Source organism: Nocardioides marmoriginsengisoli, from assembly GCF_003725695.1.
Taxonomy (GTDB): domain Bacteria; phylum Actinomycetota; class Actinomycetes; order Propionibacteriales; family Nocardioidaceae; genus Marmoricola; species Marmoricola marmoriginsengisoli.
Genome location: NZ_RJSE01000005.1, coordinates 124,588 through 138,830 on the forward strand (window position 1 = coordinate 124,588; position 14,243 = coordinate 138,830).

The window sequence follows — 14,243 nt, forward strand, 5'->3', positions numbered from 1 at the left end:
AGCTGATTCAGTACCTGACATGGACATCAAAGGACCCTCTTCCTTCGTTCCCCCAGATCGGCGTGAAGGTGTCGCATCTGCTTTGCCAAGCGAAACCGCACGCCATGTTGCCAGTTACGATCCCGACCGCGTTTCCACCAGAGAACCACGGCCCGCCTGAGTCTCCTGGTGACGACCACTGCCCGTGTGTTTCGACAAGGCGCTTGAAATCCCAACCTGGCCCTCCGGCATCGTCATCTATGTGGCCGCCCTGGTTCAGGTTCTTGATCGTCGTACAGGTCCGCTTTCCGTCCTTCTTTCGATATCCGTTGGTCTTGCGACCGAACATGCAGACCTTCTTGTTGATGTAGGGCTTCTGGACCCCCTCGATCCGACGAGGATGCCCGACTCGATCGTAAAAAGCCTTTCCGACTGCCTCCCCGTTGGTTCGGCTGTATTGGATATCACCGTAGTTCTCGCTCAGAAACCGGCTCGCGTCGCTCAGCGCGGGACGCCCTCCCCGATTGCTAGGTGTGACGCCGTACCAGTACATGTCGTTTGGGCAGTGGCGAGCCGTAAGAAGGCCCGAATTGGAACCCACATCCTCATTCGCGGGAAACCCGGTTGTGCAGACGCCGTCGTCGTTCCCGATACGAACCCCGCCGCGCAAGATATTCAACTCCATGACCGGTTCGTCAAACATCGAGATCGATACGTCCGGCACAGACACCGATGGGACCTGCTGTGCGACTGCTGCTCTGGCCGTCGTCCTCATTGTGCTCGGTGACCTACTGCCTACATTGCCTACTTCGACGGCGGCCGAAACCACCCCTGTTGCAGGGTCCATGTGGACAACGAAGGAATCGGCGTCCGGCAGCTGCGCATTGAGCGAATCGACGACCGTGGAGACAACGTCCGCCTGCTCCACGTCGCTGTACGGTGCGTCAGCTACCAATGCCACCGGAACCGGAAGGTTGGCGACAGCAGACGCGGCCGAGGACGGTACCGAGCCCTTGAAATGCACGGTTGCGCTCGGCGCTCCAACGTCGGCGATCTCTGCGTAAGCGAAGGTACCGGGTTCTGCGGCCGAGATGACTCCGACCGCCTCACCGAACTCCTCGCCCCACCCGTACCGGTCGACAGCTTGTTGGAGCGTGGTGCCATCATTTGCAGCGATCGCCTCAAGGTCATTGAGTTGGTACTCGTCGACACCGTATGTCGTCATCATGGGAGGTGCGGGATCAGTCGCGTCGAGGTCAATTTCGGGTACCGAAGCGGACGTATCGATGTCAATCGGGATCGGGACGTTGGTACCGCTGAGTAGAGCCCCGTCGAACCCATACACCTTCACCGTGTAGTGCGAGCCGTCTACGAGGACGTCAGACGGAACGATGATCTGGGACCTTCCACCGCTCGCTACAACTGTCCCATCGCCCGACCAGACCAGGTCCGTGCCGGAGTCCCCGTTGTAGATATTGAACCTGGCCCTGACGCTGCCCAAGTCTCTGTCGGACACTGTTGCTGACAGCGTGGGAGTTGTCGAACCAACGACACCGTCTAACCCTGGCGATATTGCCACATTCGTTGGCGTGTAGGGATAGCTGTTGTACGTCACCGAAAGCCGCGGGATTAGGGATGTGTAGGTGTAGCCAGCCGAGCGGTACTTTCGGAATGAGCCGGTGCCGGTCTCTGACGCTGCGGCGATCTGGAACCCGTAGTTGATCGACGGGTTGGCCGCCCATATCCCGACGATGTCTTTCACGTTCCACGACACATCTGCCGCAGGACAAGATGTCGAAAATCCCCTCGCGGCCGAACTTGCGGCCTCGTTGGCTCCGGTCACGGCCGGTTGGTTGTTCCACGTTGTGGTGCCTGGCGTCCAGGCGCTGGTGACACGGCGCGCCCGTACCGCAGTCCCCGAGCACGTCGCGGAATCGAAGTTGCGCATCGTCAGCGTGGCCGCCGAGACGACCTGGTTCTGCCACAGGCCATTCTCAAACTCCAAATAGGTCCGGTACCTGGTCACGCCGCCGTCAGGCGTCCCCGCGTAGAGAGTCTCGTCGTAAGGGTGGATTGCTGTGGGGTTGGTGTCCCAGACCCAGGTGTCGTTGGGGTTTACCGCACTCCAGGTTGGGTCGATCGTGACCGGGTAGGTTGTGCCCGGATCGTTCAAGAACGACTCTGCCGGGTCGAGGGTGATCACGCTCCCGGTCGATGTCTTGGTCACCGTTGTGTTGACCGCTGCCTGGTTCTCGGGGTGACCAGTCGTCTGGTCGACCGCGTCGTACATGATCGGCTGCGGAGCCGTGACAAGTTCGTCTCCGGTACCGGTAGCGACGACCAATGCGTTGTCGGCTTCCTCGCGGACCGTCGGCCCTCCAGTGACGACCGGGATCTGGAACGAAACAGGATCAACTGGTGCCTCACGCAGGACAATGTCGTGACGGAAGCCTGTTCGTGTCGCGGTGACGACGAGATCGCCGCCGTCAATCACGTTGGCATAGGTGGCGATGTTTCCGTCGATAGTGGGAACAGGGAGCGATTCGGGCCAGCGCCAACCCAGGTCCCGACCATCGATGCTCATCTCCGCGAAAGTACGATCCCCACCATCGGAGATGGTCAGGCCCCCAATCGCGCTCACAGGCGCGAACCCGCCCGGGACTGCCTCCAGGGTCAGGTCGATGTCAGTCCACTCACCCTCGTCGTCGCGGGTTCGCACAGGCTCAGTTGCCGTCTCCGATGTCCAAGAGCCATCCGGGTTCGCAAACACCTGCTCGACTTCGGAGCGCTGATCTAGATCCTCGACCCGTTGGCCGGACGCAACCGCCTCCTCAGCGGCAGCGGCCGCCGATTCCGCGGATCCGTCACTGGCCACCGGCGTCGCCTGGGCGGGGTCCGCAGAGGCTGACATAGTGACCGGCACTGCGATACCAGTCAGGCCCAGAGCGAGCGAGAGTGAAATCTTCGCTGCGAACCTTGGAATCCTGCGCTCTGCTCGACCCATGGGTCTCTCCGATCTAGATCACCGGCCGTTGCCGCGTGTTGCGACGCATCCTGATAAACCGTCACTCTTCGTGCTCGATAGTCACATAGTGAACGATTCAGACATATGACCGATCCGGACGAGTTTGACGCGGCCATCGGCTCAGGAAGCCCGAGCATCAACCGTGGCGGAACAGAGATCTACGGCGGAGCCTGGCGGTGAAGGCGACGCCGCACGGACCGGACTAACTCAAGGGGTCGGGCATTCCAAACGCCCTATCCCTTATCCCGTCCCGGTCTAGCGGACCAGCAGGTCCAGCAGCCTGTTCAGCTCGGCAACCGGGTCGGCCGTCGTACCGCCGTGGACGGGTCCGGGCTGGATCATCGTCGAGCGCGGCGCTTTCACGAATCCGAACCGGGTGCCCAGGTTCTGCGCCGAGACCGACCCCAGGCCCTCGTCCCCGCGGCAGACCGCGTCGATGTAGTGCAACCGGTCGCACAGGTCGTCGATGTCGACCCCCGGAGCCAGTGCGTGAATCCTCGACGCCTCGACGTGCCAGACGACCTCGAGGAACTCGGCCTCCTGGCAGTAGACGACCACCCCGACGTTCACGAACTCCTCGCGATCCACCCGAGGCACGCAGCGCAGGATCACGTACTGGTAGGGCAGCCTCATGCCGCACCGCGCTTGGGGAGCCAGCCGCGGGAGCCGTCCAGGCGGGCTCGCAGGAAGGTGCCGTACGCGGCACGCAGCTCCTCGGGCGGGACCGGTCCGACCAGCCACTCGTCGGGAACCCGTGCAGTGATCTCGGCCAGCGCGTCGTCGGTGACCAGCTCGGCCAGTCCGTCCGCAACACCGGCCAGCCGGTCGACGTACCCGGCCATCACGTGGTCGTCGATCGACCAGGCCTGGTCGGCGAAACGCTGCGGATCGGTGATCCCGCCGGCCCACGCGTGGTGGAAGTAGAGCGCGGCGCCGTGGTCGATCACCCAGACGTCGCCGTGCCAGACCAGCAGGTTGGGGTTGCGCCAGCTCCGGTCGACGTTCGCCGTGAACGCGTCCAGCCAGAGCACCCGGACGGCCACGTCCTCGGGGAAGGCGACCGAGGAGTCGAAGCCGAAGGAGCCCGGCAGAAAGTCCACGCCAAGGTTCCGCCCGAGGCTGGCGTTGAGCAGGTCCTGGACCTCCTCGTCGGCTTCGTAGCGGGCGATCGGCTCGGTCAGGTCCACCTCGACCAGGCGCGGCGTCCGGAGCCCGATCAGCTCCGCGAGGCCGCTGACGATCACCTCCGCGACCAGGACGCCCAGGCCCTGGCCGGCGCCGCGGAACTTGCAGACGTAGGTGCCCAGGTCGTCGGCCTCGACAATGCCGGGGAGCGAACCGCCTTCACGCAGCGGTGCGATGAACCGGGTCGCGGTGACCAGCGGCAGGCTCACGGCGTGCCCTCGTTCACGAGGCGCGCCCGCTGCTCAGCGACGTCGTAGTCCGGCGCCGGCCAGTCGAGGTCGAGTCCGCGGAGGGCTTCGAGGAGCAGGTTGCCGATCGCGAGATTCCGGTACCACTTGCGGTCGCTCGGGATCACGTGCCACGGCGCGACCTCGGTGTTGCAGCGCGACAGCGCGATCTCGTACGCCTCCTGGTAGGCGTCCCAGTAGCCGCGCTCGTCGATGTCGCCGGGCTTGAACTTCCACTGCTTGGTGGGGTCGTCCAGGCGAGCGAGCAACCGCTGCTTCTGCTCCTCGCGGGAGACGTGCAGCATGCACTTGATGATCGTGGTGCCCTCAGCGGCCAGCTTGGCCTCGAAGTCGTTGATGGCGTCGTACCGGCGCTCGACCTCGGCGGCATCGGCCAGCTCATGCACCTTCACAACCAGCACGTCCTCGTAGTGCGAACGGTCGAAGATCCCGATCTCGCCGGTCGCGGGCAGCTCGCGCTCGATCCGCCAGAGGAAGTCGTGGGAAAGCTCTTCCTTCGTCGGCTTCTTGAACGACTTCAGGCGCAGGCCGGACGGGTTGAGGAGGCCGACGGTGTGGCTGAGCACTCCCCCCTTGCCGGAGGTGTCCATTCCCTGCAAGACCAGCAGCACCCGCCCGGAGCCGCCGGTGTAGCCGCGGGCGAACAGCTTCTCCTGGAGGTCGGCGAGCTCGGCGCCGAGCGCCGGCAGTGCCTCCTCCCCCGCGGCCTTGTCGCCGTCGAAGCCGGGCTTGCCGCCGGTGTCGAAGGCGGCCAGGTCGACGGGTCCGGCCGGAACGCGCAGCAGTTCGGAGATCATGCGCTGACTCTACTGAGGCCTCTAGGCTCGTCCCATGGACCTTCCGGTGATGCCGCCAGTGAGACCCATGCTCGCCAAGTCGGTCAAGGGGATCCCGGACCCGGCGAAGTTCGAGGGTGGACTGCTCTTCGAGCCCAAGTGGGACGGGTTCCGCGGGATCCTCTTCAAGGACGGCGACGAGGTCGAGATCACCTCGCGCAACACCAAGCCGCTGACCCGCTACTTCCCCGAGCTCGTCGAGGCGGCCCGGGAGGCGCTGCCGGCTCGCTGCGTGCTGGACGGGGAGATCTTCGTGGCGGTCGGACCGAGGCTCGAGTTCGAGGTACTCCAGGAGCGCATCCACCCGGCCGCCTCGCGGATCACCAAGCTCTCCGAGGAGACCCCGGCCGGGTTCGTGGCGTTCGACGCCCTCGCCCTGGGTGACGACGACCTCACCGAGCTGCCGCTGTCCGAGCGCCGGGCCCGGCTGGAGGACGCTCTCAGACACCTGACCGGGCCGATCCACCTGACCCGCACCACCAACGACCCTGCCGAGGCCGAGGGTTGGTTCGAGCAGTTCGAGGGCGCCGGCCTGGACGGGGTGATGGCGAAGCCGCTGGCGGCGCCGTACCAGCAGAACGGCCGGACCATGCTCAAGATCAAGCACGCCCGGACCGCGGACGTCGTCGTCGCCGGCTACCGCGAGCACAAGAACTCCACCCCCGAGCGCCCGCTGCTCGGCTCCCTCCTGCTCGGCCTGTACGCCGACGGCGAGCTGCAGCACGTCGGCGTCGCGGCGTCGTTCACCGAAGCCCGGCGCGCGGAGCTGATCGAGGAGCTCCAGCCCCTCGTGGTCCCGATCGAGGACCACCCCTGGGGTCGCTGGCAGGAGTTCCTGACCGCGAATCCGGACCGTGTCCCCGGTACCCAGAGTCGCTGGAGCACCGGCAAGGACCTCTCGTTCACCCCGTTGCGGCCCGAGCGGGTCCTGGAGGTCGGCTACGAGCACATGGAGGGCCGCCGCTTCCGGCACACCGCGCAGTTCAAGCACTGGCGGCCGGATCGCGACCCGGAGTCGTGCGGGTACGAGCAGTTGGAGGAGCCCGTCAACTACGACTTGCGTAAGGTGTTGTCATGAGCGACTACGACGTGGTGCTGCTGGTCGAGCAGGCCCTGACCGCCCAGGACGCCGTCCAGGTCCGCAGCCTGCACGAGGGCGTCGAGGACCCGGTTCGCTACCACCTGCTGCTGCCGGTGGAGGACAGCGCGACCCGGATCGAGGCCGGGATGGGCTCGCTCGCCACCGGCGACGCGATGGGCGTGCCGGCGCTGCTCAGCGACCCCGAGGCGCTGGCCGAGATGCAGCACGACCTGCTCGAGTCCGCCCGGGAGGCGCTGCGGACCTCGCTCGCCGCGATCGAAGCGGCCGGCGGTACGGCGGTCGGCGAGATCGTCTCCGTCGACCCGATCGAGGGGCTGGCCAAGAAGGTCACCGAGGTCGACGCCCGCGAAGCGATCATCCTGACCCGCCCGCACGTGGTCAGCGAGTTCTTCCACCTCGACTGGACCTCGCGCGCCCGCCGCAAGCTCGGCGTCCCGGTGCTGCACCTGCTGGAGCACGAGACCTTCGACGAGCAGGCCGGAGAGGGCGAAGGCATCACCGGACTGTGATCGTCCAGGCACTCGACGGGCGCTATGTCACCGTCCGTCGCCGTTGGGTGCCGTGGCGCCCCCGCAAGCGCGGTATCGGCAGTCCGTTCGGGCCGTTCAGCTTCGTCAAGGATGCTGACGACCCGGTCTCGTTCGTCGTCCTGCTCGCCGCGGGGATCGCCGCGTTCCTCTTCGGCGGCATCGTTCTCACCGCGCTCTTCCTGGCCGGCGAGGTAGTTCTGCTCCTTCTCCTCCTGGTCCCGCTGCTGATCGCGGCGCGGGTGCTCTACGTGCTTCCCTGGACCATCGAGGCTACGTACGGCGACGAGGTGCTCGGGACAGTCGGCGTCCGCGGCTGGCGGGCGTCCTCGGAGAAGATCCGCGAGATCGCCGCGGCGTACCAGCAGGGTGTGGATCCGTTCACGACCGTCGGCTAGGCCAGCTCTCGGCCCGCCCTGGCCAGCAGCGTCAAGGCACGGACGCTGCTCCAGTCCCCAGACTTGAGCTTGGCCGCCTTCGTGCGAGCGAGCTCGTACAGGCGAGCGCCTTCCGGGCCCTGGACCTCGATGGCGAGCAGGGCCAGCGCCTCCACGCTCTCCCAAGTACCGGCGGTCAGCCCGGAGGCCGCTTCCTGCGCGCGCTCCAACGGTGGGCGCTCGTCCGACGATGACCCGAACATCGCTCAGCCCAGCACGCGGAGCTGGTAGTCGCCGCGGGTCCGGGCGACGACGGTGCCGGCCTCGTCGATCACTTCGGTGACCAGCTCGAAGTTCGACTTGCCGTTGGCCGCTGCTTCCTCCTGCACCCGCGCGATCTCCGCGTCGGACAGCGTGGTTCGCGCGGTGACGGCCGTGGTCGCCGGTCGGGTGAAGTCGATCTCGACCCGCTTCACCAGCGGGACCGCTCCGGGCACCGTGAAGAACCCGCCGATGATCCCGCCGAGCATCTCGGCGACCGAGAACAGCGAGCCGGCGTACGCGACGCCGAAGTGGTTCACGTTCGGGCCGCTCGGGAGACGCGCAGCCGCGCTGCCCGGGGTGGCCTCGAGCACCTCGATCCCCATCGCGCCCAGGATCGGGATGACGGTGTGCACGTTCGCGGTGGCAGCTGCCAGGTCGATCTCATCGGTCATGCCAGGAAACCTAGCGGGTCGTGGTCGCTGTCAGTCCTCGATTCGGTTCCCGTCCGCGTCCCAGTGCTCGGCGACCTTCTTGCTCGGCTGCACCCGTGGCGGCTCACCGGGCATCTTCGGGTAGTCCGGCGGGTAGTTCAGTTCGACCGCGCCCTGCTCCTCGAAGGCATCGAGTAGCGGCTGCAACGAGCAGGCGACATCGTCGATTCCCGCCCACGGGTCGCCGTCGGCGAGGCGCTCCGGCACCGTGAACAGGTTGTAGACCTTCGGGTCGGTGACGCCGGCGATCTCCTCCCAAGTCATCGGCGTCGACACCGGGGCGCCGGCGATCGGACGCAGCGAGTACGCCGAGGCGATGGTGCGGTCGCGGGAGTTCTGGTTGAAATCCACGAAGATCCGCTCCCCGCGCTCCTCCTTCCACCACGCCGTCGTGACCCCGTCGTCGCGCTTCTCCAGCTCGCGGCCGAACGCGATCGCCGCGTGCCGGACGTCGGTGAAGTCCCAGCGCGGTTCGATCCGCACGTAGATGTGGATGCCGCGGTTGCCCGACGTCTTCGGGAAGCCGACCATGCCCAGGTCGTCGAGCAGCTCCTTGGCCACCCCGGCCACCCGGACGGCGTCGGCGAAGGTGGTCCCGGGCTGCGGGTCGAGGTCGATCCGGAGCTCGTCGGGCAGGTCGACGGCGTCGCGACGTACCGGCCACGGGTGGAAGGTCAGGGTGCCCATCTGCGCGCACCACACCGGCACCGCGATCTCGGTCGGGCAGACCTCCTTCGCCGTACGACCGGACGGGAAGGTCACCTCGCAGGACTCCAGGTAGTCGGGCGCGCCCATCGGCACCCGCTTCTGGTAGAACGCGTCGGCCTTCTCCCCCGGTCGCCCGGTGCCGAGCTTGATCCCCGGCTGCACCCCCTTGGGCCACCGCTCCAGCGCGGTCGGCCGGTGCCGCAGCGCGCGCATCAGCCCGTCGCCCACATCGGCGAAGTACTGGGCGACCATGCCCTTGGTCACCTCGGGAGTGGTGTCGGTCGCCGGGTAGATCACCCGATCCGGGCTGCTGACCCGGACCGCGCGTCCGCCTGCGTCGACCTCGATCGCGGGAGTCGCCTTCGCCATGCAGCGACCCTACGGGTTCTGGTGGGGACTCAGTACGCTGGAGCCATGGGTTACCAGGTCGAGAAGTCCGACGCCGAGTGGCGCGAGCAGCTGTCCCCCGCCGAGTACGACGTGCTCCGCAACGCGGGCACCGAACGCCCGTTCGTCGGCGAGTACACCGACACCAAGACCACCGGCGTCTACAAGTGCCGTGCCTGCCAGGCCGAGCTCTTCCGCAGCGACACCAAGTTCGACTCGCACTGCGGCTGGCCGTCGTTCTTCGCGCCGCTCGCCGAGGACCGGGTCGAGTACCTCGTGGACAAGTCGATGGGCACCGTCCGCACCGAGGTCCGCTGCGGCAACTGCGGCTCCCACCTGGGCCACGTCTTCGAGGGCGAGGGCTACGGGACCCCGACCGACCAGCGCTACTGCATCAACTCGATCAGCCTGACGCTGGAGCCCGACGCGAGCTGAAACGTTCAATGGCGCCAGCATGAGTACCTGGGCTCACGCGCTGGAGTTCGATCGCCGGCACGCTGGGGCCATGACCCCTCCACTCGTGCTGCCTAGGGCTACCGCCGGCGGGTCGCGCCACCCCGGTTGTTCCTACCTTCCGGTGCTCGGCCTGAACGCGATCCTGGGCATCCCCGCCTACTTGTTCTCGTTCCTCTTCGCCTACGCGTTCGTCGACGTGATCGGCTGGACCCAGCACCTCACCTTCCTCGGGCTGATCGCCGTGTACGCCTTCGTCGTCGGCTCTCTGGCAACCTCGGTGCCCGCTTGGAGGTACCCCGAATCCTCGTTTCGCATCCTGAACTTCGGCGTCGTGGCCTCGTTGGCGCTGAATACGGCCGCCGTGGGGATCGGCAGCATCGCGAGCGCCGCGAACAAGGATCAGCAATCAGTCTCTGCTGCCTTCTCCACCACCACAGACGTCCTCGTGGCGATGTCTCTCTTCGGCGTCGCGGCAATCTGTGCGTTCGCGGCGTCCAGGATCGGGAGCATCGCCTGAACGTCGACCGTGCAGCTGAGAGCGCGAAGCGCTCACTGCCTACGGCAGCCCGTTGATCAGCACGCCTGGCGCCAGCAGGCGCCCGGTGTAGAACGGGACCTCTTCGCGGACGTGGCGGCGGGTCTCGGACCCGCGCAGGTGCCGCATCAGGTCGACGATCCGGTAGAGCTCCGCCGCCTCGAAGGCCAGCATCCACTCGTAGTCGCCGAGGGCGAACGACGACACCGTATTGGCGCGCACGTCCGGGTAGTCGCGGGCCATCTTGCCGTGCTCGGCGAGCAGCCGGCGGCGCTCGGCGTCCTCGAGCAGGTACCACTCGTAGGACCGCACGAACGGGTAGACACAGACGTACGGCTGCACTTCCTCGTCAGCCAGGAACGCCGGCACGTGGCTCTTGTTGAACTCGGCCGGGCGGTGCAGCGCCAGCTGCGACCAGACCCCGTCCAGCCGGCGACCGAAGGCCGTCGAGCGGAACCGCTGGTAGGCGTCCTGGAGCTCGTCCGCGGTCTCGGCGTGCCACCAGATCATCAGGTCGGCGTCCGCACGGAGACCGGCGACGTCGTAGGTGCCGCGGATGATCACGTCGGCGGCCGTCAGCTCGGCGAAGAGCGCCTCGACCTCGGCGACGTCCGCCGTCCGGTCCGCGCCGGCGTACAGGTCGCGGAGCTTGAACACCGACCACATGGTGTAGCGCACCATGTCGTTGATCTCGCGGGCCTTCTTCACGTTGGTCACCATGGGGACATCCTCCCAAGGGTCACCTAACCTGCGGTCGGCAGGTCCCCCAACAGCGACATCACCGCAGCGTGCGCCGAGGCGATGCACGCCGGGATCCCCAGTCCGTCGTACGCCGCCCCGCAGACCGCGAGGCCCGGGACCCGGGCGACCTCCGCCCGGATCGTCGCGACCCGGTCCAGGTGCCCGACGGCGTACTGCGGCAGCCCGCCGCCCCAGCGCTGGACGTGGGTGTCGATCGGCCTGACCGACAGACCGACCGCGTCGGTGAGGTCCGTCAGCGCCAGCTCGACCAGCTCCTCGTCCGAGGCCTGGAGCTGGTGCTCCTCGCGGTGCCGGCCCAGCGAGCACCGCATCACCAGGGTCTTCTCGCGGCCGTCGCCGGCCTCACGGACCCAGTCCCACTTCGCGAACGAGAACGTCGCTGCCTTGATCGCGCGCTTCTCCACCGGTGGCACCAGGAATCCCGACCCGGTCACCGCCGGGAAGTCGCGGGCCTGGAACGCCATCGTCACCAGCGCGACCGAGGCGTACTCGATCCGGGCCAGCTCCAGCGCCGCCCCCGGTACGACGTCGCTGAGCAGTCTCGCCGTCGCCCGGGCCGGGGTCGCCACGATCACCGCATCGGCCTGAACCACCCGGGCGTCCCGGGTGGAGCCGACCACCACGTTCCACCCGCCCCCGGACCGCCGCGCCAGGTCCCGTACGACGGCGCCCGTCTCGATCCGAGCACCGCTGCGTGCGGCGACCGCGGCCGGCAGCCGGCCGATCCCACCGGCGATCCCCGCGAAGACCGGTACCTCGCTGGCCGGACCGGAGGTAGCCCGAGCGGCCGCCTTGCCCAGCGAACGGTCGCGGTCCAGCAGCGCCACCACCTGCGGCACCGCCGCCCGCGCCGAGATCTCCCGGGCGTGGCCGGCGTACACGCCGCCGAGCAGCGGCTCGACCAGCCGGTCGACGACCTCCTTGCCGAAGCGTTCTTCGACCAGCCCGCCGATGCTGGTGTCGCGGCCCTCCATCGAGGTCGCCGGCAGGACCGCGTCCATCGCCGCGCGCGCCATCCCCGGTTTGGAGATCACCCCGCTCTCGGCGAGCAGCCGCAGGTCCGTGGGGATCCCCATCATCGTCCTGGGCATCACCACCAGCTCGTCGCGGTTCCAGAGATGCGCGCTGGTGGTGGCGGGGTGCACGATCGAGTCCGCCAGGCCGGAGGTCCGGGCCAGGGCTACCGCCTCGGGGCGCCGGTTCAGCATCGCCTCGGCACCGACGTCCACGGTCACGCCGCCGACCTCGGCGAGCCGGAGCTTGCCGCCGATCTCAGGCGAACCCTCCAGCACCACGATCTCCGCGTCCGGCCGTTCCTCGTGCAGCCGGGCCGCGGCCGCCAGGCCGGCGATGCCCGCGCCGACGATCACGACGGTGGGTCGATCCGAGCGGGGCGCGGCGGGCGTGGGCACGGTCCCAGCCTACGTATCCGACACCGGACGGATCCGAACAGGGCCGCCCTGCGTCCCACTGCCATGAAGATCTCCCGCGTCGCCCTCGCCGTCCCCGCCGTCCTGCTGGTCGCCGCCTGCGGGGCCAGCGGTTCCGACACCATGACGCCGGCTTCCGCGCCCGACGCCGCCCCCGCCGACACCCAGCGAGGATCCGGGGCTGCCGACGCCCCGGAGACGGCCAACCTGTTCGACACGGCGGGGGCCAAGGACGCCGACGCGATCGTCGCGCAGACCAAGGCGATCATCTCCAAGGGCCAGATCTCGTTGCACGCCAAGGATGTCGACAAGGCCCGCTTCGACCTCCGCAAGCTGCTGGACGGCCTTGACGGGACCATCGCGAACGAGGAGTCCACGGCGGACGACGACGGCGACACCGAGCGGATCCGGCTGGAGCTGCGGGTCCCGAGCGCGCGATTCGACGAGGCGATGGACTCGTTGACCGAGCTCGGCACCCTGGTGGACCGCAAGCGGACCTCGGAGGACGTCACCACCCAGGTGATCGACAACAACGCCCGGGTGCGCAGCCAGAAGCTCAGCCTGGAGCGGATCCGGGCGCTGCTGGCCCAGGCCAAGACGCTGAACCAGGTGATCAGCATCGAGGAGCAGCTCAGCCAGCGTCAAGCCGAGCTGGACAGCCTGGAGCAGCAGCAGAAGTACCTCGCCGACCAGACGTCGCTCGCCACGATCGGCCTGTACCTGTCCCGCCCCGACGACGAGGCCGCCGGGGACGACGAGGACGACACGTTCCTGAGCGGGCTGAAGAACGGCTGGGAGCACCTCGGATCGGCCACCAGCGCGGTGCTCACCGGCCTCGGCACGGTCCTCCCGTTCGCGGCCGTTCTCGCCCTGGTCGTCCTGGTGGGACGGGCTCTCAGCGGGCGCTGGACTCGTGCACGTGGTCGGTCAGCCGCTTGAGCTGATCGGGGTCGGTCGACGGGATCACGCCGTGACCGAGGTTGAAGATGTGCCCTGGCGCCGCCCGGCCGGCGGCGAGCACCTGGTCGGCGCGGTCCAGCATCACCTCGGTCGGCGCGAAGACCAGGGTCGGGTCCAGGTTGCCCTGCACCGACCGGCCCGCGACGCGCTTGATGCCTTCGGCGAGCGGCACCCGCCAGTCGACGCCGACGACCTCGGCACCGGCCGCCCCCATCAGGTCGAGGATCTCGCCGGTGCCGACCCCGAAGTGGATCCGCGGGACACTGGTCGTGCCGATCGAGGTCAGGACGTCGGTCGAGTACGGCAGCACGTGCGTCTCGTAGTCGGCGCGGGTGACCGCACCCGCCCAGGAGTCGAAGAGCTGGACCGCGCTGGCACCGGCGGCCACCTGGACGTGCAGGTACGCCGCGGAGATCCCGGCGATCTTCCGCATCAGCGCCTCCCAGACCTCCGGAGCGCCGAACATCAGCGCCTTGGTCTTGGCGTGCTCCTTCGACGGCCCGCCCTCGACCAGGTACGACGCCACCGTGAACGGCGCGCCGGCGAAGCCGATCAGCGGGGTCGCCCCGAGCTCGCCGACCAGTTGGCCGACCGCCTCGGTGATGAACGGGACGTGCTCGGGAGTCAGGTCCGGGATCGCCGCGACGTCGGCGAGGGTGCGCACCGGGTTCGCGACGACCGGGCCGACGCCTGCGACGATGTCCAGGTCGACCCCGATCGCCTTGAGCGGGAGCACGATGTCGGAGAAGAAGATCGCCGCGTCCACGCCGTACCGGCGCACCGGCTGCAGGGTGATCTCGGTGACCAGGTCCGGCTGCATGCAGGACTCGAGCATGGTGACGCCCTCCCGCACCTTCAGGTACTCCGGCAGCGACCGGCCCGCCTGGCGCATGAACCAGACCGGGGTGTGCGAGACCGGTTCACCACGGGCGGCCCGAAGGAAATTGGAGTCACGAAGCTCAGCCATGGGT

16 protein-coding genes are annotated in these 14,243 nt (G+C 68.0%); 6 read left to right on the top strand and 10 right to left on the bottom strand.

Going from position 1 to position 14,243, the window contains the following annotated elements; genetic code table 11:
- Positions 1-7 precede the first annotated feature (7 nt).
- The 4 genes from EFK50_RS06480 to EFK50_RS06495 all read right to left on the bottom strand — a co-directional run bounded on the left by EFK50_RS06480 (position 8) and on the right by EFK50_RS06495 (position 5,234).
- Complete coding sequence (locus tag EFK50_RS06480) at positions 8-2,983, bottom strand: DNRLRE domain-containing protein (RefSeq protein WP_123226750.1); 2,976 nt, start codon at positions 2,981-2,983, stop codon at positions 8-10.
- Between the two features lie 276 nt (positions 2,984-3,259).
- Positions 3,260-3,637, bottom strand: a complete 378-nt coding sequence (locus EFK50_RS06485) for a DUF3037 domain-containing protein (protein WP_123226751.1) — start codon at positions 3,635-3,637, stop codon at positions 3,260-3,262.
- A complete protein-coding gene (locus EFK50_RS06490) occupies positions 3,634-4,398 on the bottom strand; it encodes a HipA family kinase (RefSeq protein WP_123226752.1) in 765 nt (254 codons plus the stop codon). Before EFK50_RS06490 ends, EFK50_RS06485 begins: the two co-directional genes overlap by 4 nt.
- Positions 4,395-5,234, bottom strand: coding sequence for a polyphosphate kinase 2 family protein (locus tag EFK50_RS06495; protein ID WP_123226753.1), 840 nt, complete (start codon positions 5,232-5,234; stop codon positions 4,395-4,397). The genes EFK50_RS06490 and EFK50_RS06495 overlap by 4 nt, the downstream gene beginning before the upstream one ends.
- Before the next feature lie 34 nt (positions 5,235-5,268).
- Between EFK50_RS06495 and EFK50_RS06500 the strand changes: the two genes are divergently transcribed.
- Genes EFK50_RS06500 through EFK50_RS06510 form a run of 3 tightly spaced genes read left to right on the top strand, consistent with a single transcriptional unit; the run spans position 5,269 to position 7,300 of the window.
- Positions 5,269-6,351, top strand: a complete 1,083-nt coding sequence (locus tag EFK50_RS06500; RefSeq protein WP_123226754.1) for an ATP-dependent DNA ligase — start codon at positions 5,269-5,271, stop codon at positions 6,349-6,351.
- Positions 6,348-6,884, top strand: a complete 537-nt coding sequence (locus EFK50_RS06505; protein WP_123226755.1) for a hypothetical protein — start codon at positions 6,348-6,350, stop codon at positions 6,882-6,884. Before EFK50_RS06500 ends, EFK50_RS06505 begins: the two co-directional genes overlap by 4 nt.
- On the top strand, positions 6,881-7,300 hold the full coding sequence (locus tag EFK50_RS06510) for a hypothetical protein (protein ID WP_123226756.1): 420 nt from the start codon (positions 6,881-6,883) through the stop codon (positions 7,298-7,300). Before EFK50_RS06505 ends, EFK50_RS06510 begins: the two co-directional genes overlap by 4 nt.
- On the opposite strand, the gene EFK50_RS06515 is transcribed toward EFK50_RS06510, so the two are convergent.
- The 3 genes from EFK50_RS06515 to EFK50_RS06525 are packed head-to-tail and all read right to left on the bottom strand — an operon-like array spanning position 7,297 to position 9,111.
- Positions 7,297-7,542, bottom strand: a complete 246-nt coding sequence (locus tag EFK50_RS06515) for a hypothetical protein (RefSeq protein WP_123226757.1) — start codon at positions 7,540-7,542, stop codon at positions 7,297-7,299. The genes EFK50_RS06510 and EFK50_RS06515 overlap by 4 nt on opposite strands.
- A gap of 3 nt (positions 7,543-7,545) precedes the next feature.
- Positions 7,546-7,995, bottom strand: coding sequence for a PaaI family thioesterase (locus EFK50_RS06520; protein WP_123226758.1), 450 nt, complete (start codon positions 7,993-7,995; stop codon positions 7,546-7,548).
- Positions 7,996-8,025: 30 nt separating this feature from the next.
- Positions 8,026-9,111 carry a DNA polymerase domain-containing protein gene (locus EFK50_RS06525; RefSeq protein ID WP_123226759.1) on the bottom strand — a complete coding sequence of 362 codons (1,086 nt, stop codon included), beginning with the start codon at positions 9,109-9,111 and terminating at the stop codon, positions 8,026-8,028.
- A 45-nt stretch (positions 9,112-9,156) separates the two neighbouring features.
- Between EFK50_RS06525 and msrB the strand changes: the two genes are divergently transcribed.
- Together msrB and EFK50_RS06535 are read left to right on the top strand one after the other, a co-directional pair.
- Positions 9,157-9,564 (top strand): peptide-methionine (R)-S-oxide reductase MsrB, encoded by a 408-nt coding sequence (gene msrB / locus EFK50_RS06530; protein WP_123226760.1) that lies wholly within the window; start codon positions 9,157-9,159, stop codon positions 9,562-9,564.
- Between the two features lie 70 nt (positions 9,565-9,634).
- Positions 9,635-10,102: a hypothetical protein gene (locus tag EFK50_RS06535; protein ID WP_148046074.1), complete on the top strand. Its 468-nt coding sequence runs from the start codon at positions 9,635-9,637 to the stop codon at positions 10,100-10,102.
- A 39-nt stretch (positions 10,103-10,141) separates the two neighbouring features.
- On the opposite strand, the gene hemQ is transcribed toward EFK50_RS06535, so the two are convergent.
- Both hemQ and hemG read right to left on the bottom strand, forming a co-directional pair.
- The gene (hemQ, locus tag EFK50_RS06540) at positions 10,142-10,840 is read right to left on the bottom strand and encodes a hydrogen peroxide-dependent heme synthase (RefSeq protein WP_123226762.1); all 699 of its coding nucleotides are present in this window, start codon (positions 10,838-10,840) and stop codon (positions 10,142-10,144) included.
- Positions 10,841-10,863: 23 nt separating this feature from the next.
- On the bottom strand, positions 10,864-12,294 hold the full coding sequence (gene hemG, locus EFK50_RS06545) for a protoporphyrinogen oxidase (protein ID WP_221177305.1): 1,431 nt from the start codon (positions 12,292-12,294) through the stop codon (positions 10,864-10,866).
- Positions 12,295-12,357: 63 nt separating this feature from the next.
- Here hemG and EFK50_RS06550 point away from each other — a divergent pair, with 63 nt between their 5' ends.
- Positions 12,358-13,251 carry a DUF4349 domain-containing protein gene (locus EFK50_RS06550; RefSeq protein ID WP_123226764.1) on the top strand — a complete coding sequence of 298 codons (894 nt, stop codon included), beginning with the start codon at positions 12,358-12,360 and terminating at the stop codon, positions 13,249-13,251.
- Here EFK50_RS06550 and hemE read toward each other — a convergent pair.
- Entirely contained in the window at positions 13,208-14,239 is a 1,032-nt protein-coding gene (gene hemE, locus EFK50_RS06555; protein ID WP_123226765.1) for a uroporphyrinogen decarboxylase, read from the bottom strand. The genes EFK50_RS06550 and hemE overlap by 44 nt on opposite strands.
- Positions 14,240-14,243 lie beyond the last annotated feature (4 nt).

Coding starts and splice junctions, on each gene's coding strand:
- EFK50_RS06520 (WP_123226758.1), bottom strand. CDS start 7,995: ATGACCGATGAGATCGACCTGGCAGCTGCCACCGCGAACGTGCACACC.
- hemQ (WP_123226762.1), bottom strand. CDS start 10,840: ATGGTGACCAACGTGAAGAAGGCCCGCGAGATCAACGACATGGTGCGC.
- EFK50_RS06515 (WP_123226757.1), bottom strand. CDS start 7,542: ATGTTCGGGTCATCGTCGGACGAGCGCCCACCGTTGGAGCGCGCGCAG.
- EFK50_RS06550 (WP_123226764.1), top strand. CDS start 12,358: ATGAAGATCTCCCGCGTCGCCCTCGCCGTCCCCGCCGTCCTGCTGGTC.
- EFK50_RS06480 (WP_123226750.1), bottom strand. CDS start 2,983: ATGGGTCGAGCAGAGCGCAGGATTCCAAGGTTCGCAGCGAAGATTTCA.
- EFK50_RS06495 (WP_123226753.1), bottom strand. CDS start 5,234: ATGATCTCCGAACTGCTGCGCGTTCCGGCCGGACCCGTCGACCTGGCC.
- msrB (WP_123226760.1), top strand. CDS start 9,157: ATGGGTTACCAGGTCGAGAAGTCCGACGCCGAGTGGCGCGAGCAGCTG.
- EFK50_RS06525 (WP_123226759.1), bottom strand. CDS start 9,111: ATGGCGAAGGCGACTCCCGCGATCGAGGTCGACGCAGGCGGACGCGCG.
- EFK50_RS06485 (WP_123226751.1), bottom strand. CDS start 3,637: ATGAGGCTGCCCTACCAGTACGTGATCCTGCGCTGCGTGCCTCGGGTG.
- EFK50_RS06500 (WP_123226754.1), top strand. CDS start 5,269: ATGGACCTTCCGGTGATGCCGCCAGTGAGACCCATGCTCGCCAAGTCG.
- EFK50_RS06505 (WP_123226755.1), top strand. CDS start 6,348: ATGAGCGACTACGACGTGGTGCTGCTGGTCGAGCAGGCCCTGACCGCC.
- EFK50_RS06535 (WP_148046074.1), top strand. CDS start 9,635: ATGACCCCTCCACTCGTGCTGCCTAGGGCTACCGCCGGCGGGTCGCGC.
- hemE (WP_123226765.1), bottom strand. CDS start 14,239: ATGGCTGAGCTTCGTGACTCCAATTTCCTTCGGGCCGCCCGTGGTGAA.